Source organism: Streptomyces sp. TRM49041 (assembly GCF_008271805.1).
Taxonomy (GTDB): domain Bacteria; phylum Actinomycetota; class Actinomycetes; order Streptomycetales; family Streptomycetaceae; genus Streptomyces.
Map to the genome: position 1 here is coordinate 15,825 of NZ_VSRY01000144.1, position 23,351 is coordinate 39,175.

General features: G+C 69.7%; 20 protein-coding genes and 2 tRNA genes. 12 read left to right on the top strand and 10 right to left on the bottom strand.

Annotation, left to right across the window (positions count from 1 at the left end; translation table 11 throughout):
- Nucleotides 1-115 precede the first annotated feature (115 nt).
- The 8 genes from FVS66_RS19255 to rpmH all read right to left on the bottom strand — a co-directional run bounded on the left by FVS66_RS19255 (nt 116) and on the right by rpmH (nt 5,972).
- Nucleotides 116-1,222 carry a ParB/RepB/Spo0J family partition protein gene (locus FVS66_RS19255; protein WP_149182426.1) on the bottom strand — a complete coding sequence of 369 codons (1,107 nt, stop codon included), beginning with the start codon at nt 1,220-1,222 and terminating at the stop codon, nt 116-118.
- Nucleotides 1,219-2,304, bottom strand: a complete 1,086-nt coding sequence (locus FVS66_RS19260) for a ParA family protein (protein ID WP_149182427.1) — start codon at nt 2,302-2,304, stop codon at nt 1,219-1,221. The genes FVS66_RS19255 and FVS66_RS19260 overlap by 4 nt, the downstream gene beginning before the upstream one ends.
- A gap of 235 nt (nt 2,305-2,539) precedes the next feature.
- A complete protein-coding gene (gene rsmG, locus FVS66_RS19265) occupies nt 2,540-3,274 on the bottom strand; it encodes a 16S rRNA (guanine(527)-N(7))-methyltransferase RsmG (RefSeq protein ID WP_399225854.1) in 735 nt (244 codons plus the stop codon).
- A 78-nt stretch (nt 3,275-3,352) separates the two neighbouring features.
- Nucleotides 3,353-3,862 carry a R3H domain-containing nucleic acid-binding protein gene (locus tag FVS66_RS19270; protein WP_149182429.1) on the bottom strand — a complete coding sequence of 170 codons (510 nt, stop codon included), beginning with the start codon at nt 3,860-3,862 and terminating at the stop codon, nt 3,353-3,355.
- Nucleotides 3,863-3,876: 14 nt separating this feature from the next.
- Nucleotides 3,877-5,118, bottom strand: coding sequence for a membrane protein insertase YidC (yidC, locus tag FVS66_RS19275; protein ID WP_149182430.1), 1,242 nt, complete (start codon nt 5,116-5,118; stop codon nt 3,877-3,879).
- Nucleotides 5,119-5,121: 3 nt separating this feature from the next.
- A complete protein-coding gene (gene yidD / locus FVS66_RS19280; protein ID WP_149182431.1) occupies nt 5,122-5,448 on the bottom strand; it encodes a membrane protein insertion efficiency factor YidD in 327 nt (108 codons plus the stop codon).
- On the bottom strand, nt 5,445-5,816 hold the full coding sequence (gene rnpA, locus FVS66_RS19285) for a ribonuclease P protein component (protein WP_149182432.1): 372 nt from the start codon (nt 5,814-5,816) through the stop codon (nt 5,445-5,447). The genes yidD and rnpA overlap by 4 nt, the downstream gene beginning before the upstream one ends.
- Before the next feature lie 18 nt (nt 5,817-5,834).
- Complete coding sequence (gene rpmH, locus FVS66_RS19290) at nt 5,835-5,972, bottom strand: 50S ribosomal protein L34 (protein ID WP_003975051.1); 138 nt, start codon at nt 5,970-5,972, stop codon at nt 5,835-5,837.
- Between the two features lie 359 nt (nt 5,973-6,331).
- On the opposite strand from rpmH, the gene dnaA reads away from it, so the two are divergent.
- The 11 genes from dnaA to FVS66_RS19350 all read left to right on the top strand — a co-directional run bounded on the left by dnaA (nt 6,332) and on the right by FVS66_RS19350 (nt 21,198).
- Complete coding sequence (dnaA, locus tag FVS66_RS19295; RefSeq protein ID WP_149182433.1) at nt 6,332-8,182, top strand: chromosomal replication initiator protein DnaA; 1,851 nt, start codon at nt 6,332-6,334, stop codon at nt 8,180-8,182.
- Between the two features lie 885 nt (nt 8,183-9,067).
- Nucleotides 9,068-10,198, top strand: coding sequence for a DNA polymerase III subunit beta (gene dnaN, locus FVS66_RS19305; RefSeq protein ID WP_149182495.1), 1,131 nt, complete (start codon nt 9,068-9,070; stop codon nt 10,196-10,198).
- A gap of 99 nt (nt 10,199-10,297) precedes the next feature.
- On the top strand, nt 10,298-11,173 hold the full coding sequence (gene gnd / locus FVS66_RS19310; protein WP_149182434.1) for a phosphogluconate dehydrogenase (NAD(+)-dependent, decarboxylating): 876 nt from the start codon (nt 10,298-10,300) through the stop codon (nt 11,171-11,173).
- 31 nt (nt 11,174-11,204) lie between these two features.
- Nucleotides 11,205-12,335: a DNA replication/repair protein RecF gene (gene recF, locus FVS66_RS19315; RefSeq protein WP_149182435.1), complete on the top strand. Its 1,131-nt coding sequence runs from the start codon at nt 11,205-11,207 to the stop codon at nt 12,333-12,335.
- Entirely contained in the window at nt 12,332-12,928 is a 597-nt protein-coding gene (locus tag FVS66_RS19320; RefSeq protein WP_262387083.1) for a DUF721 domain-containing protein, read from the top strand. Before recF ends, FVS66_RS19320 begins: the two co-directional genes overlap by 4 nt.
- Before the next feature lie 473 nt (nt 12,929-13,401).
- The gene (gene gyrB, locus FVS66_RS19325; protein ID WP_149182436.1) at nt 13,402-15,531 is read left to right on the top strand and encodes a DNA topoisomerase (ATP-hydrolyzing) subunit B; all 2,130 of its coding nucleotides are present in this window, start codon (nt 13,402-13,404) and stop codon (nt 15,529-15,531) included.
- Nucleotides 15,532-15,572: 41 nt separating this feature from the next.
- Nucleotides 15,573-18,227, top strand: coding sequence for a DNA gyrase subunit A (gene gyrA / locus FVS66_RS19330; protein ID WP_149182437.1), 2,655 nt, complete (start codon nt 15,573-15,575; stop codon nt 18,225-18,227).
- Nucleotides 18,228-18,329: 102 nt separating this feature from the next.
- Nucleotides 18,330-18,926: a DUF3566 domain-containing protein gene (locus FVS66_RS19335; RefSeq protein ID WP_149182438.1), complete on the top strand. Its 597-nt coding sequence runs from the start codon at nt 18,330-18,332 to the stop codon at nt 18,924-18,926.
- Nucleotides 18,927-18,984: 58 nt separating this feature from the next.
- Nucleotides 18,985-19,058 (top strand) — tRNA-Ile (locus FVS66_RS19340).
- Between the two features lie 234 nt (nt 19,059-19,292).
- The gene (locus tag FVS66_RS35515) at nt 19,293-19,421 is read left to right on the top strand and encodes a DLW-39 family protein (RefSeq protein ID WP_010467770.1); all 129 of its coding nucleotides are present in this window, start codon (nt 19,293-19,295) and stop codon (nt 19,419-19,421) included.
- A gap of 343 nt (nt 19,422-19,764) precedes the next feature.
- The gene (locus FVS66_RS19350; RefSeq protein ID WP_399225859.1) at nt 19,765-21,198 is read left to right on the top strand and encodes a hypothetical protein; all 1,434 of its coding nucleotides are present in this window, start codon (nt 19,765-19,767) and stop codon (nt 21,196-21,198) included.
- 1 nt (nt 21,199) lies between these two features.
- Here the strand turns inward: FVS66_RS19350 and FVS66_RS19355 are convergent, their stop codons facing one another.
- Together FVS66_RS19355 and FVS66_RS19360 are read right to left on the bottom strand one after the other, a co-directional pair.
- A complete protein-coding gene (locus FVS66_RS19355; protein ID WP_149182439.1) occupies nt 21,200-22,519 on the bottom strand; it encodes a serine/threonine-protein kinase in 1,320 nt (439 codons plus the stop codon).
- A 56-nt stretch (nt 22,520-22,575) separates the two neighbouring features.
- On the bottom strand, nt 22,576-23,124 hold the full coding sequence (locus FVS66_RS19360; RefSeq protein ID WP_149182440.1) for a DNA-binding protein: 549 nt from the start codon (nt 23,122-23,124) through the stop codon (nt 22,576-22,578).
- Between the two features lie 149 nt (nt 23,125-23,273).
- Here FVS66_RS19360 and FVS66_RS19365 point away from each other — a divergent pair.
- Nucleotides 23,274-23,346, top strand: a tRNA-Ala gene (locus FVS66_RS19365).
- The last annotated feature ends 5 nt before the right edge of the window (nt 23,347-23,351 follow it).

Consider the following 23,351-nt stretch of genomic DNA (forward strand, 5'->3'; position numbering starts at 1 on the left):
CGCATCGTATCGATCGGGTGATGACTCGCATACGGGAAAAGGCCAGAGGGCGGACCGCGCTCCGGTGGACCACCGGAAACCAGCCCGCCCTCTGGCGCTCAGCGACCTGTAGGAGTCAGCCCTCGTCGTCGTCCTCGCCGAGCGCCTCGGACAGACCTGTCTCCAGGACACGTCCCTCCCCCGGAGCGAGGGTGCCTAGGATCCGGTTCAGGTCCTCCATCGAGGCGAACTCGACGACGATCTTTCCCTTCTTCTGACCGAGGTCGACCTTCACCCGTGTCTCGAAGCGGTCCGAGAGCCGGGTGGCGAGGTCGGTCAGCGCCGGTGAGACGCGCGCGCCCGCCCGCGGCCCCTTCGCCTTGGCAGCCTTGCGGGGCTCGGAGCCCATCAGCGTCACGATCTCCTCGACCGCGCGGACGGAGAGCCCCTCGGCGACGATGCGGTACGCCAGCTTGTCCTGCGCCTCCGGGTCGTCCACCGACAGCAGCGCCCGCGCGTGCCCGGCCGACAGCACACCGGCGGCGACCCTGCGCTGAACCGGGGGCGACAGCCTGAGCAGACGCAGCGTGTTGGAAACCTGAGGACGCGAACGTCCGATGCGGTCCGCCAGCTGGTCGTGCGTGCAGTTGAAGTCCTTCAGCAACTGGTCGTAGGCGGCGGCCTCTTCCAGCGGGTTCAGCTGCGCTCGGTGCAGGTTCTCCAGGAGGGCGTCCAGCAGAAGCTGCTCGTCCTCGGTGGCGCGCACGATGGCCGGGATGCGCTCCAGGCCGGCCTCACGGCACGCCCTCCAGCGGCGCTCACCCATGATGAGCTCGTACCGCTCCGGCGCCACCTGCCGGACGACGACGGGCTGAAGCAGCCCGACTTCGTTGATGGAGGTCACCAGCTCCGCGAGCGCGTCCTCGTCGAAGACCTCACGCGGCTGGCGCGGGTTGGGCGTGATGGCGTCCAGCGGCAGTTCCGCGAAGTGCAGGCCGGCCGGTAGCTCCGTCGCCGGAGCGGGCTCGGCCTGCTCGGGGAGCGGGATGCCGCCGTCTCCGGGCGGCGCCCCCTGCGGCAGCGTCGCCACCTTCGCGGCGGCCACGCCACGCTCGGCGCCCAGCGCCGGGATCGCTCCCGGCGAGGTGGACGCCGTCCCGACCGAAGCTGTCTGCCTCTCCTGCGGAGCGGCGGGGATCAACGCACCCAGCCCCCGCCCAAGCCCCCTTCGTCTCTCACTCACTGGATCCCCTCCGACGTGCTGTGCCGACTGTGCTGGTGGTGCTGTCCGCCCATGTGGGCGTGCTGGGCGTCGTAGCGGACGCCGACCCCCCGAAGGGCCATCTCTCGGGCCGCCTCCAGATAGGAGAGCGCGCCGCTGGAGCCCGGGTCGTAGGTGAGCACCGTCTGTCCGTAGCTCGGTGCCTCCGAGATGCGGACGGACCGCGGAATGCTGGTCCGCAGTACCTCGCCCCCGAAGTGGGTGCGCACCTCGTCGGCCACCTGGGAGGCGAGCCTGGTCCGGCCGTCGTACATGGTGAGCAGGATCGTCGACACATGCAGGGCCGGGTTGAGATGACCACGGACCAGGTCCACGTTCCGCAGAAGCTGGCCCAGGCCCTCCAGCGCGTAGTACTCGCACTGGATGGGGATCAGTACCTCGGCGCCGGCCACCATGGCGTTGACCGTGAGCAGGCCGAGTGACGGCGGGCAGTCGATGAGGATGTAGTCCAGCGGCTGCTCGTACGCCTGGATCGCCCGCTGAAGCCGACTCTCCCGCGCCACCAGCGACACCAGTTCGATCTCCGCACCGGCGAGATCGATGGTGGCCGGGGCGCAGAAGAGGCCTTCGACGTCCGGGACCGGCTGGACCACGTCAGAGAGCGGCCTGCTGTCCACCAGGACGTCATAGATGGAGGGCACTTCCGCGTGGTGTTCGATCCCGAGCGCGGTGGAGGCATTGCCCTGCGGGTCGAGGTCGATCACCAGGACGCGTGCGCCGTGCAGCGCCAGCGAAGCCGCGAGGTTGACCGTCGTGGTCGTCTTGCCGACGCCACCCTTCTGGTTGGCGACGACCATGATGCGGGTCTGCTCGGGCCGGGGGAGACCTTCACCGGCCCTGCCCAGAGCCTGTGCCGCCAGCGGGGTGGCATGCCCGAGGGAGGTGTCGGCCAGCGGGGGCTGTGTTTCACGTGAAACATCGTCCCCGGACGTTTCGGTGCGGGGACCGGGGACCGGGTCGGTCATCGGTCCCGCGATGTTGGCGTCGGACCGCAAGGATTCACTCTCCTCGGCTTCAGGCTCGCGATGAACAGAGCCTGCCATGCTTTCGGGGTCGTGAACCAGCGAGGCCCGTGGTTCTGTGGAGGAATCCACTTCTGTGGACAACTCTGTGCCCCCGACGGGGGACGTACGGTGTCGTGGCGTGGCAGCCGCACGGCCGCGGCTGATGACTCCCTGCAGCAGTGAGCGACGTTTCACGTGAAACACGATGCACGGACCGCTGGGTCAGAACGTCACGACACACCGAAATAGGCACGTATGAGGATCGAACGAGACATCAGCGACGACGCCGAGACGTCCTCGCGGCCTTGGCACGCTTGGCCGCGAACCTGACGCCTCCAGGGCTCTCCCCGACCTCGACCCGGACCACGGTCGACATCGGGTCGACCACCCCCTCACCGACATGCAGCACCGAGGTCTGTACGACACCCAGTTTGCTGAGGGCCGCCCGGGCGCCCAGGAGTTCCTCCTCGGCGGTGTCCCCCTTCAGCGCCAGCATCTCCCCGTAGGGCCGCAGCAGGGGAACGCCCCAGCCCGCGAGCCGGTCCAGCGGTGCGACGGCGCGCGCGGTGACCACATGGACAGGGGGGAGCTTCCCCAGCATCTCCTCGGCACGGCCGCGGACGACCGTCACATGATCCAGGCCCAGCAGCTCGACGACCTCCTGGAGGAAGTTCGTCCGACGCAGCAGGGGCTCCAGCAAGGTGATCTTCAGGTCGGGACGCACCAGAGCCAGTGGGATACCGGGCAGACCTGCACCGGAGCCCACGTCGCAGACGGTCACACCTTCGGGCACGACCTCCGAGAGCACCGCACAGTTCAGCAGATGCCTCTCCCACAGCCGCGGCACCTCACGAGGGCCGATGAGTCCGCGCTTGACTCCCGCGTCCGCGAGCAGCTCCGCGTACCGGACCGCCTCCGGGAAGAACTCACCAAAAACCGTGTGCGCCTCCTGAGGCGCAGGGGGAAGTTCCTCTGCCTCCGACACGGGAACCGTCCTTCCGTACCGCACACCGCGGTGGTGGCTGACTATCAGGCTGACAAGGATCGGCCCCGCCTGCGAACAGACGGGGCCGACACTACGAGGGGGTCAGGCGGGGAGCACGACGACGAAGCGCTGCGGCTCCTCGCCCTCGGACTCGCTGCGCAGGCCGGCGGCGGCGACAGCGTCGTGCACGACCTTGCGTTCGAAGGGCGTCATCGGCTGAAGCTTCACGGGCTCACCGGTGTTCTTCGCCTCGTCCGCGGCCTTGGCGCCCAGCTCGGTGAGCTCGGCACGCTTCTTGGCACGGAAACCGGCGATGTCCAGCATGAGCCGGCTGCGGTCGCCGGTCTCGCGGTGCACGGCGAGACGCGTCAGCTCCTGCAGCGCCTCCAGCACCTCACCGTCGCGGCCCACGAGCTTCTGCAGGTCGCGGCCGGCCGAGTCGCTGATGATCGAGACCGCGGCGCGGTCCCCCTCGACGTCCATGTCGATGTCGCCGTCGAGGTCGGCGATGTCGAGCAGACCCTCGAGGTAGTCAGCCGCGATCTCGCCTTCCTGCTCCAGGCGGGTCAGGGTGTCGCCACCCTGGGCGGCGGACGTGGTGCCTTCCGTCACGGATGGACTCCTTCTTACTTCTTCGACGACGGGTGCTTGGGCCGCTGCTGGCCCTTGCGCTGTCCGGACTTGGCTTGGCGGGCGGAGCCGGAGGACGCCTTGCCCGGCTGCTTGGACGCCTCGGCATTCGGCTGCGCCGCCTTCTTCTCCAGGGACGGCTTCGCGGTGGTCGGCTGCGTAGTGGTGGCGGCCTGGCGCTTGGCCTTCGTCTGGCGCTTGGGCTGCTGGCGACGGGCCGCGGCGGCCTCGGCCTCGGCGACGGCCGGGTCGACCTTCTCCACCGAGCCGTCGACCTGGGCGGTGAAGCCGGCCTTGGCGAGGGCGCTGATGAAGCGGCGCTCGTTGTCGTTGCGGTCGGGGCCCTTGGCGACGATCGCCTGGACGACGTTCCGCTTGCGGCGGCCGCGCACCTCACCGTGGTGGGTGACGCCCTTCAGAAGCCGCTGCAGGTAGTGGTCCTGTGCCTTGCTGCCCGGCGTCGGGTTCTGGCTGATCACGTACATCTGCTGGCCCATGGTCCACACGTTGGTGGTCAGCCAGTAGATGAGGACACCGACCGGGAAGTTGATACCCATCACGGCGAAGATGACCGGGAAGATGTACATGAGCATCTTCTGCTGCTGCATGTACGGGGTCTTCACCGTCAGGTCGACGTTCTTCTGCATCAGCTGGCGCTGCGTGAAGAACTGGGACGCCGACATCAGAACGATCATGATCGCGGTGACGACGCGGACGTCGGTCAGGGACGCGTTCAGGGCCTCGACCTTGGCCGGGTCGTCCATGAACTTGGCGGCGATCGGGGCACCGAAGATATGGGCCTCACGCGCGCTGTCGACCAGGCTCTGGTTGAGGCTGCCGATCGTGTCGCCGGAGGCGATCTTGCTGAGGACGTGGTAGAGCGCGAAGAAGAACGGCGACTGCAGAAGGATGGGCAGGCACGAGGAGAGCGGGTTGGTGCCCGTCTCCTTGTACAGCTTCATCATCTCTTCGGACTGGCGCTGCCGGTCGCTCTTGTAGCGCTCCTGGATGGCCTTCATCTTCGGCTGGAGCGCCTGCATGTTCCGCATCGACTTGATCTGCTTCACGAAAAGCGGGATCAGGCAGATACGGATGACGATCACCAGGGACACGATGGACAGACCCCAGGCCCAGCCCGTGTCAGGCCCGAAGATCGCTCCGTACAGCTTGTGGAACTGGACGATGATCCACGAGACAGGTCCGGTGATGAAGCTGAACAGATTTCCAATCGTGTCCACTAATCAGGCTCCTTGAGCATTGGGCGAGGTCTCTGCGGCCGGGCTCGCCTCGGCGGAGTGCCCGCCCTTGCTTCCGCGCAGCCACGCGCGGAGCATTTCGTGCCAGCGGGGGCGCTTACGCGGCGGCACATGGTCCACGCCGCCGGGCGACCACGGGTTGCAGCGCAGGATGCGCCAGGCGGTGAGGGCCGTGCCCTTGATGGCGCCGTGCCGGTCGATGGCCGTGTATCCGTAGTGGGAACACGATGGGTAGTACCTGCAGACAGGGCCCAGCAGTGGGCTGATCGTCCACTGGTAGATCTTGATCAGGGCCAGCAGCGGGTACTTCATCGCGCGCCCCCTCCCAGTAGCCGCTGCAGGGCGGCGTCCAGGTCTCGGGCCAACTGTGCATGGTCGGCGTCACCCGCTCCGGGCAGCGCTCGTACTACAACCAGGCTACCGGGGGGCAGAGCGGCCAGCCGCTCCCGCATCAGGTGCCGCAGTCTGCGCTTCACCTGGTTACGGACGACTGCCCCGCCGACGGCCTTGCTGACGACGAAACCCGCACGCGTCGGGGGAGCGCTCTCCCCAGGCGCGTGCGGGTCCGTTGCACCGCTGCGTAGATGGACGACGAGGTTCGGACGGCCTGCCCGGCGGCCTCGCCGTACCGCGGTCGCGAAGTCCTCGCGCCGCCTCAGCCGATTCTCGGAAGGCAGCACGTCATGACCTGGCCGCGATCAGGCGGACAGGCGGGCGCGACCCTTGCTGCGGCGGGTCGCCAGGATGGCGCGACCGGCACGCGTACGCATGCGCAGGCGGAAGCCGTGGGTCTTGGCACGACGACGGTTGTTCGGCTGGAAGGTGCGCTTGCTCACTCGGGGGCTCCAGAAATGATTCGTGGGGTGGCGGGGCATCGCTTGGCTGTCACCGTGCGCCCACGAGTAGCTCGCAATACGCCCGAGTGCACCGCTACACGACCACTAAAAGTGATCTTTGCCCATCGGAGGCAGGCGGCAGCAGCCATCGACAACTCGACCTGGTTACGGTACGCGCGGCTACGCCATCCGGTCAAACCAGCACCACACCGAGGCCCGCTATACACAGGCTGTGGACAACAACTTGAACCGCGCGAGCCGCCACGACTACCGTGACTGAACTCGGATTCGTTTCCTGCCTGTCCTTCCATCCCGTCCCAGAAACACATCTTCGTGGGACCCGTGAGAGAGCGTGCCCCGTGGCTGATGTACCTGCTGATCTTGCCGCAGTGTGGCCACGAGTGCTGGAGCAGCTCCTGGGTGAGGGGCAGCAGGGCATCGAGCCGAAGGACAAGCAGTGGATCGAGCGATGCCAGCCGCTCGCGCTGGTGGCCGACACTGCACTCCTCGCCGTGCCCAACGAGTGGGGGAAGCGCGTCCTGGAAGGCCGGCTCGCCCCGCTGATCAGCGACACGCTCAGCCGTGAGTGCGGCCGTCCCATCCGGATCGCGATCACCGTCGACGACTCCGTGGGCGACCAGTCCGGCCCGCCGCCGGCCCCGGAGCGGCAGCAGCCCTCGCAGTCCCGCTACGACGACCGCGGTCAGGGCGAGCCGTACGACGGGTACGGGCGGCCCATGGCCGACGACGGGCTGCCGACCGTGCGCCCCGCCTACCCCGACTACCAGCAGCAGCGCCCGGAGCCGGGCGCCTGGCCGCGCACCCAGGAGGACCTGTCCTGGCAGCAGCCGCGCCTCGGCGGCTTCCAGGACCGCGACCCGTACGCGACGGCCCGCCCGCAGCAGCCGCACCACGACTACGGCGGCCCGCAGGGGAACGAGCGCAGCGCGTACGACGCACAGCGCGCGGAGCGGCGGGACCTTCCCGAGCCGCAGGGTCAGCACCGGCACGGCGGGCCCGGCGGCCACGGCGGCCCAACGGGCGGACCTGGCGGACCTGGCGGACCTGGCGCCCGAGGCGGTATGGGCGGCCCCGGCTCCATGGCGGGCCCTGGATCCATGGGCGGCTCGGCCGGGACGGGCGCGGGGCCCGGCGGCGCCGGCGGTCCCGGGGAGCAGCACGCGCGGCTGAACCCGAAGTACCTCTTCGACACCTTCGTCATCGGCTCGTCGAACCGCTTCGCGCACGCGGCCGCCGTCGCGGTCGCCGAGGCGCCGGCCAAGGCGTACAACCCTCTCTTCATCTACGGGGAGTCCGGCCTCGGCAAAACGCATCTTCTCCATGCCATCGGGCACTACGCGCGCAACCTCTACCCGGGCACCCGGGTGCGTTACGTGAGCTCCGAGGAGTTCACCAACGAGTTCATCAACTCGATCCGCGACGGCAAGGGCGACACCTTCCGCAAGCGGTACCGCGATGTGGACATCCTGCTCGTCGACGACATCCAGTTCCTGGCGAGCAAGGAGTCGACGCAGGAGGAGTTCTTCCACACCTTCAACACGCTCCACAACGCGAACAAGCAGATCGTGCTGTCCTCGGACCGGCCGCCCAAGCAGCTGGTGACGCTGGAGGACCGGCTGCGCAACCGCTTCGAGTGGGGGCTCACGACCGATGTGCAGCCGCCGGAGCTGGAGACGCGGATCGCGATCCTCCGCAAGAAGGCGGTGCAGGAACAGCTCAACGCCCCACCGGAGGTCCTGGAGTTCATCGCCTCCCGTATCTCGCGGAACATCCGTGAGCTGGAGGGCGCGCTGATCCGGGTGACGGCGTTCGCGAGCCTCAACCGGCAGCCGGTGGACCTGGTCCTCACGGAGAGTGTCCTGAAGGATCTGATTCCCGGTGGCGAGGACTCGGCTCCGGAGATCACGGCCGGCGCGATCATGGCGGCCACCGCGGACTACTTCGGGCTGACGGTCGAGGACCTGTGCGGCTCGTCGCGGAGCCGGGTGCTGGTGACGGCCCGCCAGATCGCCATGTACCTGTGCCGGGAGCTGACGGACCTGTCGCTGCCCAAGATCGGCGCCCAGTTCGGCGGGCGGGACCATACGACGGTGATGCACGCCGACCGGAAGATCCGTGCGCTCATGGCGGAGCGGCGCTCCATCTACAACCAGGTCACGGAGCTCACCAACCGCATCAAGAACGGCTGACGGCGGGCCACGACGCCGCGAGGGCGTCCTGGGACAGGGTCCCGGGGCGCCCTTCGCCGTTCCGCCGGAGCCGTCCACACCCGGTGCGCGCTCCAGGGGCGGTGCGGCGGTGTTCGAATACCGTCGCCGGTTGCGCCGTTCTCCACAGATGTGGGAAGGATCTTCCGTCCACAGCTTGGGGACTGTGAAGTTTTCCGGATCTTGTCCACAGAGGAGGCGGGGGCAGCATTGTCCCCGCAGGTCGGAGGGGTGTGGAATTGTGACTGAGCGCCCTCCACAGCCTGTGGACACAGAGTCGGCCCACAACCTGTGATCAAGGTTGTCCACCGGCGACCCACAGGGAAGCTCCCATGGTCCACAGCTTCTCCACACCGCTGTCCACTGTTCGGCAACAAAACACCCCCGCTCACCGGCATGAGTGAAAGCGGTCACATCAAGGGGCTGGGTTCGGCTGTGGGGAACCTGGGTAAAGCTGGGGACAGCACTGGGGAGAAGTCCGCCCGGCCTGTGCATCGGGTGTGCAGAACTTTCCCGCGTCCACAGCGGAGGCCACTTGTCCACGGCCTCCGCCCACAGGCGCGGTGGACAAAAAATGGGCTGTGACCTGCGCGGATGGCGTTATCCACGGTTTCCACAAGCCCTACTACTACTCCCACACAGAGTTAGCGAGGAATCCGGCTCGAAGTGGGCCCTGTGCACAACTCGGCCTCGGCACTCCGGCCGCGGCTCGACGCGACTTGACCCCGAGCCGCACCGAGTGTCGGTGGCGTGCGTCAGACTGGTCCCCGGCATCCACCCGTCCTGCCGCTGCGGCGGCGGAGGAACCGGATGCCGGACGAGGAAGGCCAGCAGGGCGAGCCAGGCAACAGCAGGAGGCGGCTTACGGTGAAGATCCGGGTGGAGCGCGATGTACTCGCGGAGGCGGTGGCCTGGGTGGCCCGTAGCCTCCCGGCCCGTCCGCCCGCGCCCGTGCTCGCGGGCCTTCTGCTGAAGGCCGAGGACGGTGCGCTGAGCTTCTCCAGCTTCGACTACGAGGTCTCCGCGCGGGTCTCGGTCGAGGCCGAGGTGGAGGAGGACGGCACGGTCCTGGTGTCCGGCCGGCTGCTCGCGGACATCTGCCGCGCACTCCCCAACCGGCCGGTGGAGATTTCCACAGACGGTGTACGGGCGACGGTGGTCTGCGGCTCGTCGCGTTTCACGCTCCACACCCTGCCGGTCGAGGAGTATCCGGCGCTGCCGCAGATGCCGACCGCGACCGGCACCGTCCCCGGCGAGGTCTTCGCCTCCGCCGCCGCCCAGGTCGCCATCGCCGCGGGCCGCGACGACACGCTGCCCGTGCTCACCGGCGTACGCATTGAGATCGAGGGCGACAAGGTCACGCTGGCCTCGACCGACCGTTACCGCTTCGCGGTGCGCGAGTTCCTGTGGAAGCCGGAGTCCTCGGACGCCTCGGCCGTCGCCCTGGTGCCCGCCAAGACGCTGCTGGACACCGCCAAGGCGCTGACCAGCGGTGACACGGTGACGCTGGCGCTGTCCGGCTCCGGGGCGGGCGAGGGCCTGATCGGTTTCGAGGGCGCGGGGCGGCGAACGACGACCCGGCTGCTCGAAGGCGACCTGCCGAAGTACCGCACGCTCTTCCCGACCGAGTTCAACTCGGTGGCGACGATCGAGACGGCGCCGTTCGTCGAGGCCGTGAAGCGTGTGGCGCTGGTGGCCGAGCGGAACACGCCGGTGCGGCTCAGCTTCGAGCAGGGCGTGCTCATCCTGGAGGCCGGCTCGAGCGACGACGCACAGGCTGTGGAGCGTGTGGACGCCCAGCTGGAGGGCGACGACATCTCGATCGCCTTCAACCCGACGTTCCTGCTGGACGGCCTGAGCGCCATCGACTCCCCGGTCGCCCAGCTGTCCTTCACCACGTCCACCAAGCCCGCGCTGCTCAGCGGCAAGCCCGCCGTGGACGCGGAGGCGGACGAGGCGTACAAGTACCTGATCATGCCGGTCCGGCTCAGCGGCTGACTGGCTGACTGAGCGGCCGACCCCACAGGTGTGCACCCGTGTCCGGGCGTAGTCTCGGACACGGGTACGAACTCGCACACAACGCGTAAGGAAGATCTGATGGAGCTCGGTCTCATCGGCCTCGGCAAGATGGGCGGCAACATGCGCGAGCGCATCCGCCGCGCGGGTCACACCGTCGTCGGGTACGACCGCAACGCGGACCTCGCCGATGTCCACAGCCTCGAAGAACTTGTGGGCAAGCTGAAGGGCCCGCGCGTCGTGTGGGTCATGGTCCCGGCCGGTGAAGCGACGCAGTCCACGATCGACCAGCTGGGCGAGCTGCTGTCCCCCGGCGACGTGGTCGTCGACGGCGGCAACTCCCGCTGGACGGACGACGAGAAGCACGCCGAGGAGCTCGCCGCCAAGGGCATCGGCTTCGTCGACTGCGGCGTCTCCGGCGGTGTGTGGGGTCTGGAGAACGGCTACGCGCTGATGTACGGCGGCGACGCCGAGCACGTCGCGAAGGTCCAGCCGGTCTTCGACGCGCTGAAGCCGGAAGGCGAGTTCGGCTCCGTCCACGCGGGCAAGGTCGGCGCCGGTCACTTCGCGAAGATGGTCCACAACGGCATCGAGTACGCGATGATGCAGGCCTTCGCCGAGGGCTGGGAGCTGCTGGAGGCCGTGGACTCCGTCACCGACGTCCGCGAGGTCTTCCGGTCCTGGCAGGAGGGCACGGTCATCCGCTCCTGGCTGCTGGACCTGGCCGTCCGCGCCCTCGACGAGGACGAGCACCTCGGCAAGCTGCGGGGCTACGCCTCGGACTCCGGCGAGGGCCGCTGGACGGTCGAGGCCGCCATCGACAACGCGGTGCCGCTGCCCGCGATCACCGCGTCGCTGTTCGCGCGGTTCGCGTCGCGTCAGGACGACTCCCCGCAGATGAAGATGATCGCCGCCCTCCGCAACCAGTTCGGCGGTCACGCGGTCGAGTCCAAGTAACACGCAGCACCGGAAGAGGTCCGCGCACACCATGCACGTCACGCATCTGTCGCTGGCCGACTTCCGCTCGTACGCCCGGGTAGAGGTTCCGCTCGACCCGGGCGTCAGCGTGTTCGTGGGCGCCAACGGGCAGGGCAAGACGAACCTCGTCGAGGCCGTCGGGTATCTCGCGACGCTCGGCAGCCACCGGGTGTCGTCCGACGCGCCCCTCGTCCGGGTCGGCGCCGAGCGGGCCGTCGTCCGCGCCGCCGTACGGCAGGGAGAGCGCCGGCAGCTCGTCGAGCTGGAGCTCAACCCGGGTAAGGCCAACCGCGCCCGCATCAATAGATCCTCGCAGGTCAGACCGCGTGACGTGCTGGGGATCATACGGACCGTGCTCTTCGCGCCCGAGGACCTGGCGCTGGTGAAGGGCGACCCCGGCGAGCGGCGGCGGTTCCTCGACGAGCTGATCACCGCGCGCTCACCGCGGATGGCGGGAGTGCGGTCCGACTACGACCGGGTGCTCAAGCAGCGCAACACCCTGCTGAAGACCGCCGCCATGGCGCGGCGGCACGGTGGCCGCGCCATGGACCTCTCCACCCTCGACGTGTGGGACCAGCACCTCGCGCACACCGGTGCCGAGCTTCTGGCCCAGCGGCTCGACCTCGTCGCCACGCTCCAGCCGCTGGCCGTCAAGGCGTACGAGCAGCTCGCCCCCGGCGGTGGCCCCGTCACCCTGGAGTACCGCGGCTCGGCGGGCGGTGACGACCAGCTGCCGGCAGGGCGGGAGGAGCTGCGTGAGCAGCTGCTCGGGGCGCTCGCCGAAGTCCGCAAGCAGGAGATCGAGCGGGGCGTCACGCTCGTCGGACCCCACCGCGACGACCTCGGGCTGAAGCTGGGGCCGATGCCGGCGAAGGGGTACGCGAGCCACGGCGAGTCCTGGTCGTACGCGCTCGCGCTGCGGCTCGCCTCGTACGATCTGCTGCGCGCCGAGGGCAACGAGCCGGTGCTCGTCCTCGACGACGTCTTCGCGGAGCTGGACGCCCGCCGCCGGGAACGGCTCGCCGAGCTGGTCGCGCCCGGCGAGCAGGTGCTGGTGACGGCGGCCGTCGACGACGACGTGCCCGGAGTGCTGGCCGGGGCGCGGTACGCGGTGTCGGACGGGGCGGTGGAGCGCGTATGAGCATCCAGCCCCGGCAGCCGTTTCCCCAGCAGCTGCCCACACAGCAGCCGGCACCACAACAGCCGGAACCGCGGACGCCCGCGCCCGAACCCTCCGGGATCGACCTGGCGCGGGTCGCGCTGCGCGCCGCGAAGGAGCAGGCGAAGGCACGCGGCGCCGCGGCGCAGCAGAAGAAGCAGGCGCGGCGGGGTGGTGGGCTGCGCTCGGGCGCGCGTGCCGACGGCCGTGATCCGCTGCCACTGGGCGCGGCGATCAACCGGCTGATCACCGAGCGCGGGTGGGAGGCGCCCGCGGCGGTCGGCGGGGTGATGGGACGGTGGCCGCAGATCGTCGGGGAGGATCTGGCGAAGCACTGCGTGCCGCTGCGGTACGACGAGGACCCGGACGAGCGGGTGCTCACGGTGCAGTGCGACTCCACGGTGTGGGCGACCCAGCTGCGGCTGCTGGCGCCGCGGCTGGTGGCGCGGCTGAACGAGGACCTCGGGCACGGCACGGTGCGGGTCATCCGAGTACTGGGGCCGGGTGCCCCGAGGCGGGGGTACGGGCCGCTGCGAGCCCCTGGGAGCCGGGGGCCGGGGGACACGTACGGCTGAGGGGGATCTCCACAGCCCGCGCCTCGCGGAACCGGGGGTGCGCCAGTCCTCGGGCCCCGGCCCCGGAGTACCGACCCCCCCACCACCGCCCCACCACCACCCACCACCCACCACCCACCACCGCGCCGACGGACCCCGACGCCCCGCGTGCGGCGCCGCCGTCGCCGCACCTCCCGCGATCAGCGCCCGCGTCGCACTCCTGTGAACCGCGGCGTGACCTGCTGCGTATGGGGTTCTGGAGGGATTTTCCGCCGCCCGGTGCGCCGGGGGTTCCTGATGTGTGCACGGCGGTAGCGGGTGGTTGACAGGCCGAAGCGCTGAGTGCCCGTGTGAGCCTCTTGAGCCCCCTTCCCGGATATGGGGAGTCGTTCGGCGCCGGTTCAGGGCGGCACATGCGGACTCAGGTACCGGCAAACCCCCATGAGTGTCAGCGCTACCGGTAGACTGGTAGGTAATCCCGCCCACTGCGGAACATGTCGAACGACGCAGCCACTCCCGGGGCCCCCGAGAAGTGGCTCGCGCTGTGCCAGAAAGGGCGCTTCGTGGCCGATTCCGGCAACCCCAACGAGAACATTCCGTCCACTGCCGCCGGCGAGAGCCGCGAGATCCTGGCGCCGGGTTCCCCGGCGTACGACGCCAGCGCGATCACCGTCCTCGAGGGTCTGGACGCGGTCCGCAAGCGGCCGGGCATGTACATCGGCTCGACCGGTGAGCGTGGACTCCACCACCTGGTGTACGAGGTCGTCGACAACTCCGTCGACGAGGCCCTGGCCGGCCACGCGGACACCATCGACGTGACGATCCTGGCCGACGGCGGCGTGCGCGTCGTGGACAACGGCCGCGGTATCCCCGTCGATGTCCACCCCGTCGAGAAGAAGCCGGCCGTCGAGGTCGTCCTGACCGTGCTGCACGCGGGCGGCAAGTTCGGCGGCGGCGGTTACTCCGTCTCCGGTGGTCTGCACGGTGTCGGTGTATCCGTCGTCAACGCCCTGTCGTCCCGGCTCTCCGTGGAGATCAACCGCGACGGGTACCGCTGGACGCAGGACTACAAGCTCGGTGTCCCCACCGCGCCGCTCGCCAAGCACGAGCGGGTGGAGGAGTCCGGGACGGCGGTGACGTTCTGGGCCGACCCCGACGTCTTCGAGACCACCGAGTACTCCTTCGAGACGCTCTCGCGGCGCTTCCAGGAGATGGCCTTCCTCAACAAGGGCCTCACCCTGACGCTCACCGACGAGCGCGAGTCCGCCAAGGCGACGATGAACGCCGACGACCCCGACGCCGCCGAGACGGCCGAGGAGGCGCCGGCGCGCACGGTGACGTACCACTACGAAGGCGGCATCGTCGACTTCGTCAAGTACCTCAACTCCCGCAAGGGCGACCTGATCCACCCGACCGTGATCTCCGTGGAGTCGGAGGACAAGGAGCGGATGCTCTCGGTCGAGATCGCCATGCAGTGGAACTCGCAGTACACCGAGGGTGTGTACTCCTTCGCGAACACCATCCACACACATGAGGGTGGTACGCACGAGGAGGGCTTCCGCGCCGCGCTCACCGGTCTCGTCAACCGCTACGCGCGCGACAAGAAGCTGCTGCGCGAGAAGGACGACAACCTCACCGGTGAGGACATCCGCGAGGGTCTGACCGCGATCATCTCGGTCAAGCTGGGCGAGCCCCAGTTCGAGGGCCAGACGAAGACCAAGCTGGGCAACACGGAGGCGAAGACCTTCGTGCAGAAGGTCGTCCACGAGCACCTCTCCGACTGGTTCGACCGCAACCCGAACGAGGCCGCGGACATCATCCGCAAGGGCATCCAGGCCGCCACCGCGCGCGTGGCCGCCCGTAAGGCGCGGGATCTGACGCGCCGGAAGGGCCTGCTCGAGTCGGCCTCCCTGCCGGGCAAGCTCTCCGACTGCCAGTCGAACGACCCGACCAAGTGCGAGATCTTCATCGTCGAGGGTGACTCCGCCGGCGGCTCCGCGAAGTCCGGCCGTAACCCGATGTACCAGGCCATCCTGCCGATCCGCGGCAAGATCCTGAACGTCGAGAAGGCCCGGATCGACAAGATCCTGCAGAACACCGAGGTCCAGGCGCTGATCTCGGCCTTCGGTACCGGGGTCCACGAGGACTTCGACATCGAGAAGCTCCGGTATCACAAGATCATCCTCATGGCGGACGCCGACGTCGACGGCCAGCACATCAACACGCTGCTGCTGACGTTCCTGTTCCGCTTCATGCGGCCGCTGGTCGAGGCGGGCCATGTCTTCCTGTCGCGGCCTCCGCTCTACAAGATCAAGTGGGGCCGGGACGACTTCGAGTACGCGTACTCGGACCGCGAGCGCGACGCGCTGATCGAGCTGGGCAAGCAGAACGGCAAGCGCGTCCGCGAGGACTCGATCCAGCGCTTCAAGGGGCTCGGCGAGATGAACGCCGAGGAGCTGCGCGTCACCACCATGGACGTCGAGCACCGCGTCCTCGGCCAGGTCACCCTGGACGACGCGGCGCAGGCGGACGACCTGTTCTCGGTGCTGATGGGCGAGGACGTCGAGGCACGGCGCTCCTTCATCCAGCGCAACGCCAAGGACGTCCGCTTCCTCGACATCTGAGTCGGTCTCAGCTGACCGTACGAAAGGATTGATGACCGGCAATGGCCGACGAGAACATCCCCTCCACCACCGAGGCCGCGACCGAGGTCGCGGCCGAAGAGGGCGCCCAGCTCCGCATCGAGCCCGTCGGGCTCGAGACCGAGATGCAGCGCTCGTACCTCGACTACGCGATGTCCGTCATCGTGTCGCGTGCGCTGCCCGACGTCCGGGACGGCCTCAAGCCCGTCCACCGGCGCGTCCTGTACGCCATGTACGACGGCGGGTACCGGCCCGAGAAGGGCTTCTACAAGTGTGCCCGCGTCGTCGGCGACGTCATGGGCACGTACCACCCGCACGGCGACTCCTCCATTTACGACGCGCTGGTCCGCCTCGCCCAGCCGTGGTCGATGCGGATGCCGCTGGTGGACTCCAACGGCAACTTCGGCTCCCCGGGCAACGACCCGGCGGCCGCCATGCGGTACACCGAGTGCAAGATGGCGCCGCTGTCGATGGAGATGCTCCGGGACATCGACGAGGAGACCGTCGACTTCCAGGACAACTACGACGGCCGTAACCAGGAGCCGACGGTCCTGCCGTCCCGCTTCCCGAACCTCCTGGTCAACGGCTCCGCGGGCATCGCGGTCGGCATGGCGACCAACATCCCGCCGCACAACCTCCGCGAGGTCGCGTCCGGCGCCCAGTGGGCGCTGGAGCACCCGGACGCCTCCCACGAGGAGCTGCTCGACGCGCTGATCGAGCGCATCAAGGGCCCCGACTTCCCGACCGGCGCCCTCGTCGTCGGCCGCAAGGGCATCGAGGAGGCGTACCGCACCGGCCGCGGCTCCATCACGATGCGCGCGGTCGTCGAGGTCGAGGAGATCCAGAACCGCCAGTGCCTGGTCGTCACCGAGCTGCCGTACCAGGTCAACCCGGACAACCTCGCGCAGAAGATCGCCGACCTGGTGAAGGACGGCAAGATCGGCGGCATCGCGGACGTACGGGACGAGACGTCCTCGCGGACCGGCCAGCGGCTCGTCATCGTCCTCAAGCGGGACGCGGTCGCCAAGGTCGTCCTCAACAACCTCTACAAGCACACCGACCTTCAGACGAACTTCGGCGCGAACATGCTCGCGCTGGTCGACGGTGTGCCGCGCACGCTCTCGTTGGACGCGTTCATCCGCCACTGGGTGACGCACCAGATCGAGGTCATCGTCCGCCGTACGCGGTTCCGGCTGCGGAAGGCCGAGGAGCGGGCGCACATCCTGCGCGGTCTGCTCAAGGCGCTCGACGCGATCGACGAGGTCATCGCCCTCATCCGGCGCAGCGACACCGTCGATGTCGCGCGTGAGGGCCTGATGGGGCTCCTCGAGATCGACGAGATCCAGGCCAACGCCATCCTCGAGATGCAGCTGCGCCGCCTCGCCGCCCTGGAGCGCCAGAAGATCGTCTCGGAGCACGACGAGCTCCAGGCGAAGATCACCGACTACAACCAGATCCTGGCCTCCGAGTCCCGCCAGCGGCAGATCGTCAGCGAGGAGCTGGCGCAGCTGGTGGAGAAGTTCGGCGACGACCGCCGGTCCCAGCTGGTGCCCTTCGACGGTGACATGTCCATCGAGGACCTGATCGCCGAGGAGGACATCGTCGTCACCATCACGCGTGGCGGCTATGTGAAGCGTACGAAGACCGTCGACTACCGCTCGCAGAAGCGCGGTGGCAAGGGTGTGCGCGGGACGAAGCTGAAGGAAGACGACATCGTCGACCACTTCTTCGTCTCCACCACGCACCACTGGCTGCTGTTCTTCACCAACAAGGGCCGGGTCTACCGGGCCAAGGCGTACGAGCTGCCGGACGCCGGCCGGGAGGCGCGCGGTCAGCACGTCGCCAACCTGCTGGCCTTCCAGCCGGACGAGAAGATCGCCGAGATCCTCGCGGTCCGCGACTACGAGGCGGCTCCGTACCTGGTCCTGGCCACCAAGGCCGGTCTGGTGAAGAAGACCCCGCTCAAGGACTACGACTCGCCCCGCTCCGGCGGTGTCATCGCGATCAACCTCCGGGAGACGGCGGACGGCAGCGACGACGAGCTGATCGGCGCCGAGCTGGTCTCCGCCGAGGACGACCTGCTGCTCATCAGCAGGAAGGCGCAGTCCATCCGGTTCACGGCGACGGACGACGCGCTGCGACCGATGGGCCGTGCCACCTCCGGCGTCAAGGGCATGAGTTTCCGCGAAGGCGACGAACTGCTCTCGATGAACGTCGTCCGGCCCGGTACGTTCGTGTTCACCGCGACGGACGGCGGGTACGCCAAGCGGACGGCCGTCGACGAATACCGCGTCCAGGGGCGTGGCGGCCTCGGTATCAAGGCTGCGAAGATCGTGGAGGACCGCGGCTCGCTCGTCGGCGCGCTGGTGGTGGAGGAGAGCGACGAGATCCTCGCCATCACGCTGTCCGGCGGTGTGATCCGTACGCGAGTCAACGAAGTGAGGGAGACCGGCCGTGACACCATGGGTGTGCAGCTGATCAACCTGGGCAAGCGCGATGCCGTCGTAGGTATCGCACGGAACGCCGAGGCCGGGCGTGAAGCCGAAGAGGTCGAGGAGACCCTGGCGGCGGAGGGCGCGGTCACGGACGCGGAAGAGACCGAGTCCGCCGCCGGAACCGGCGCGGCGGTCGAGGCAGCCGAGGGCACGGAGTCCTCGGCCGGGGAGCACGAGGAGTAAAGCGTGAGCGGAGCCACGGGCGCCGGATCGGCCGGCTCGGCCGCTTCAGCTTCAGGAGCGAACGGTGCCCGTGGCCCAGCCACGGACTCCCAGGGGGTTGCGGTGACCGACACCCGGGGGCCGAAGCCCCCCTACGACATGTACGACGACGGCCCGCTGCCTGCCGAGCGGCCGTCCGCCGCTCAGCAGGCGGCACAGCCGTACCACCCGCCGCAGGCGTACGCGGCGGGCGGCACCCAGGGCGGTGGTTCCGCGGGTGGCACCCTCGGCGGCGCTCAGGGCGCCGCCGGGGTACGCCGGCCGCGTACGGGCGCCAAGACCACGCCGCGTACGCGCAAGGCGCGGCTGCGGGTGGCCAAGGCCGACCCGTGGTCGGTGATGAAGGTGAGCTTCCTGCTCTCCATCGCGCTGGGCATCTGCACGGTGGTCGCGGCCGCGGTGCTGTGGATGGTCATGGACGCGATGGGCGTCTTCTCGACGGTCGGCGCGACGATCAGCGACGCGACCGGCTCCACCGACAGCAACGGGTTCGACCTCCAGGCCTTCCTGTCGCTGCCCCGCGTGCTGGTCTTCACCTCGGTGATCGCGGTCATCGATGTGGTGCTCGCCACGGCGCTGGCGACGCTCGGCGCCTTCATCTACAACCTGGCGGCGGGTTTCGTGGGCGGCGTGGAGCTGACGCTCGCCGAGGACGAATAGCGATTTGGGCAGGAGCCGTCCTGTGCGCTAATCTTCAGAGGTCAGCGCGCAGCGCGGAGGGGCTATAGCTCAGTTGGTTAGAGCGCATCCCTGATAAGGATGAGGCCACAGGTTCAAATCCTGTTAGCCCCACAGAAACTGAAGGCCCCGGTCGAGAGACCGGGGCCTTCGGCGTTGTTCCCTGGGTGGGCGGGTGCGGGTGAGGGCCCGGAGTGAGGGCCCGGAGTGGGGTCCTGGTGGGGTCGTAGTGGGGCGTCGGGACGGTGTCGTACTGTCGTCCGGACGTAGGTCACCGATTGATATCGGTTGGTGTGTATAGTCGGGCGCCATAAGGTCCCCTACGTCAACGAAAGACGAGGTCGCGCGGTGAAGAAGCTTCTCCTGGTCGCACTGGCCGCCATCGGCGGGCTCCTCGTGTACCGCCAGATCCAGGCGGATCGCGCCGAGCAGGATCTGTGGACGGAGGCGACCGACTCCGTGCCCGCAGGTTCGTGAGACGCGTCCCAGTTCGTGAAGGGCCCCGGCTGCTGAGAAGCGGCCGGGGCCCTGCGCTGTTGCGGGGCCGTGACGGCCTCGCCCTTGAGTTCGCCGTCGTGAATCTCTAGCTTGCATGCGCGAAGGACGCGGGCACCTCCCCTGCCGTGTACCGGACAAGTCGGGTCAATGGGGCTCCCTCGCAGACAGCGACGGGACGGGCGGGGCAGGATGGTTCGGCCATGGAGACAACGAGGGGAAGCGCGTGAACAGGCGGGGCTGGGGCTGTGGCGCGAAGACCGGCCGCCGGGCGACCGGGGTGGGACGGGTGACGTCGTCCGGGCGGACGTGGTCTGCCGGGCGGATGGCGGGTGCCAGGCGGGTGACGTCGGACTGGGCGGCGCGTACGGGCGTTGTGGCGGCGGTGGCCGGCGCGGCGGTACTCGCGGCGGGGCTGCCCGCGCCGTCGGCCTGGGCGGCCGCCGAGCCCGCCCCGTACGCCTTCGCCGAGGGCATCCTGGGCATCAAGGGTGCCTCGACCACCAGCGACGCCCAACGGCTGGCCGCGGACGCCGTCTACAAGGACTCTCTCAAGGCGGACGGCAAGCTGATCTACCGCGTCGACCTGGACGCCGGGAACCACGCGTACGTCTCCGCCGTCGCCGTGCCCCCGCGCGGCGCACGCGTCTCGTACCGGGACGAGCTGAAGGTCTCGCTCCAGAACCGGGACGGCGTCGACTGCAGCAGCACCACCACGCGGTTCGGTTCGGCCGAGTTCCCCCGGCCGCTGGCCGCGTACGCGCACCGCACGATCGACCCGGGCCGGTCCCTGTGCCAGGACGCCGGCTCGTACTACGTCGTCGTCGAGCGCGAGGGCAAGGAGACATCGTCGGCGGAGCCGTGGGACCTGGAGCTCCGGCACGTGGCGGAGCCGAAGCTCAAGGAGGCAGGCCCGAGCGAGGCGCCGGAGAGCTGGCCCAGCGCCTCTCCTCAGCCGCCCGCGGGCGGTCCGCGTGAACGGGCGGGCGGCAGCAGCGTCTTCGACGCACCGGGCCTCGCCGAGGGCGAGTGGACCGACCGGATCGAGCCCGGCCAGAGCCGCTTCTACCGGGTGCCGGTGGACTGGGGCCAGCAGCTCTTCGTCAGCGCCGATCTGGGCAGTTCGGCCGGCGACGGCTATGCGAGCAGCGCGCTGCCGATGTCGCTGTACAACCCGGCGCTCGGCCTGGTCGACAGCGCCGACTCGATGGCGTACGACGGCAAGCAGAAGTCGGCGGCGCTCGACCCGCTGCCCCCGGTGGCGTACGAGAACCGGTTCAGCTCCGACACGGAGACCCGCAACATGCGCTTCGCGGGCTGGTACTACCTGCGCGTCAGCCTCAACCCGAAGGTCGGGGAGAAGTTCGGCAAGAAGCCGTACGGGCTGACCCTGCGCATCAATGTGGAGGGCAAGGCCAAGTCGGCGCCGCCGTACGCCGGTCCGGCAGGGATCTTCACGGTGACGGAGGACGACCAGCGCGCGGCGGCCGACGGCGAGAGCGGCACGCAGGCGGAGCGCAGCGGCACGATGCGGCTCGTCGCGGCAGGCGGGCTCGGGGGCGGGACGCTGCTGCTGCTCGGGCTCGGGCTGTGGACGGTGCTGGCGCGGCGGCGCGCGGGGACGGGGGCGGGAGCCGGACCCGGAGTCGGCACGGGAGAGGTTCGGGCGGGGGGTGCCGCGGGGCTGCCCTCGCCCTCGCCGGCTCCTTCGCCGGACGCGTCCACGCAGTACGGTCCGCCGCCGGGGCGCGGCTGGTAGGTCAGCTCTGGGTGAGCGCCCAGAAGCCGACGGCGTAGCAGACCAGCGCCAGGAGCAGCACCGGGACCGCCACCGCACGGGGCGGTCCCGGCCGCTTCCGGGCCACGGGTACGGGTACGGGGGCGGCCAGGTGCTGCGGCGCCGTGGGGGCCGTGTACGGCGCGGCTGGGGCTGTGTACGGCGCGGTGGGGTACGGCGCGTACGCCTGCGGCTGGTTCGGCACGGCGGTGGGCTGCGTGCCGGGCGGCGGGGCCGTGGGCGGCGGCGTGCCGGGCTGTTGCGGCGGCGGTGCCAGATGGAAGCTGCCGGTCTCGGACGGCGAGGCCATGGCGGGCGCGGGCGCGGGCGCGGTGGGCGACGGCGTACCGGCCTGCGGCGCGGGCGCCTGGTGCGGTGCTGGGGCAGGGGCAGGGGCAGGGGCAGGGGCAGGGGCGGGCGCGGGGACCGGGCCCTCGGGGCCGTACCCGGCCGGCAGCGGGCCGAGCTGGTCGAAGACCTCGACGGGCTCCTCCTCGCCCGTCGGATCGGGCAGCAGCTCGACCGCCGACGTCAGCGCCTTGCGCGCCCCCGTGGCCGTACGGAACCGGGCATGCGGGTCCGGCTGCAGGAGACCCGCCAGGACCTGCCACAGCGGCTCCGGGAGCCCCTCGGGGGCGCTCGGTGTGCCGTGCGCCAGGAAGTGCTCCACGAGCGCCTGTGAGTCCGGCTTCCGGCCCTGCAGCAGGTACAGGGCGACGAGCCCGACCGCGAAGAGGTCGGCCGGGAAGTCCGGTTCGGCGCCCATCAGTTGTTCCGGGGCGAAGTAACCGGGCGTGCCGACCACGTAGTTGGTCTCGGTCAGGCGGGGCTCGCCCTTGCGCATGGAGATGCCGAAGTCGGACAGCCGCAGATGCGGCCGCCCGGTCCCGGTGGCGTCCAGCAGGATGTTGGCGGGCTTGATGTCGCGGTGCACGACCCCCTCCGCGTGCACCGCGGCCAGCCCCGACAACAGCTGGTCGAGCAGGGTGCAGACGAACCGCGGCGGCAGCGGCCCGTAGTCCCCGATCACATGGGCCAGCGATCCTCCGCCGACCAGGTCCATGGTGAACAGGACCTTGTCGTCGTCCGCGGCCCAGCTGGCCGGGGCGAGGACATGCGGATGGTCGATGCGCAGCGCCTGCTCGCGTACGAACCGCAGCAGTGTGTGCGCGTCGCTCTGCTGCAGCACCTTCGCCGCCACGTACCGGCGGCGGCGCTGGTCCCAGGCCCGCCAGACCGCGCCCACGCCGCCACGCCCGATCGGGTCGATCAGCTCGTACCGACCTGCGAAGACCTCACCCATCGCGCTGCGCCCGCTCCCCGTCCCGTCCCGTCCCCTGCCCGTGCCTGCCGCCGCCGTCAGCTCTGGTGCGACTCGTAGTGCGCGACCGCGTCCGCCGTGCGCCCGGCGCCGTACACCCGGAGGAACTCTGCCAGTTCCGGATGGGTGAGGGCGAGCGAGTCGGCGGCGTCGATGATGTCGCCGGCCGCCGCGACCGAGCGCAGCAGCGACTGGATCTCCCGGACGACGCGGCGCACCGTGGGCGCGCCGGAGCTGGTGGGAGTCTGGCTGGAGGCGGTCAGGACGGAGCCGCCCTGCGACCTCTTGATCTCCTCCATCCGGTCGGTCGCCTCGACCGCGCTGACACTGCCGTCGGCGACCTGGCTCGCGAGTTCCTGGAGGGCCTGGACGCGCTGGACGACAGCCGGATTGCCGATCTTGGCGCGCTGACCGCTCATCAGCTGCGACAGCATCGGTGCCGAGAGCCCGAGCACGGCGGCGAGCCGGGCCTGGTTCAGCCCCAGATCGTCGATGAGCCGACGGAAGAGCGCCCCCAAAGGCTCCCCGTACCAACTGCGCTGGAGCTCTCTGGCTCTGGCGGTCGCTTCCTGCTGTGCAGCATCCATTGCGTCTCCCCATCGCTTCGGTTCGCTGCTGCGAACCTCGCGGAGCATCTTACGGAGAGTGGTCGCCCACGGGGAGCCCCAATCCTTTTGCGGGATACCCGGGGTCACCCGGTACTCTGGTCTGCGACCGCCGCGACCAGGTGGTCTCCGGGGCCTTAGCTCAGTTGGTAGAGCGCTGTCTTTGCATGGCAGATGTCAGGGGTTCGACTCCCCTAGGCTCCACACCG

Coding starts and splice junctions, on each gene's coding strand:
- FVS66_RS19260 (WP_149182427.1), bottom strand. CDS start 2,304: ATGGCAGGCTCTGTTCATCGCGAGCCTGAAGCCGAGGAGAGTGAATCC.
- yidD (WP_149182431.1), bottom strand. CDS start 5,448: ATGAAGTACCCGCTGCTGGCCCTGATCAAGATCTACCAGTGGACGATC.
- gnd (WP_149182434.1), top strand. CDS start 10,298: ATGGAGCTCGGTCTCATCGGCCTCGGCAAGATGGGCGGCAACATGCGC.
- recF (WP_149182435.1), top strand. CDS start 11,205: ATGCACGTCACGCATCTGTCGCTGGCCGACTTCCGCTCGTACGCCCGG.
- FVS66_RS19320 (WP_262387083.1), top strand. CDS start 12,332: ATGAGCATCCAGCCCCGGCAGCCGTTTCCCCAGCAGCTGCCCACACAG.
- gyrB (WP_149182436.1), top strand. CDS start 13,402: ATGTCGAACGACGCAGCCACTCCCGGGGCCCCCGAGAAGTGGCTCGCG.
- gyrA (WP_149182437.1), top strand. CDS start 15,573: ATGGCCGACGAGAACATCCCCTCCACCACCGAGGCCGCGACCGAGGTC.
- FVS66_RS19350 (WP_399225859.1), top strand. CDS start 19,765: ATGGCGGGTGCCAGGCGGGTGACGTCGGACTGGGCGGCGCGTACGGGC.
- FVS66_RS19355 (WP_149182439.1), bottom strand. CDS start 22,519: ATGGGTGAGGTCTTCGCAGGTCGGTACGAGCTGATCGACCCGATCGGG.
- FVS66_RS19360 (WP_149182440.1), bottom strand. CDS start 23,124: ATGGATGCTGCACAGCAGGAAGCGACCGCCAGAGCCAGAGAGCTCCAG.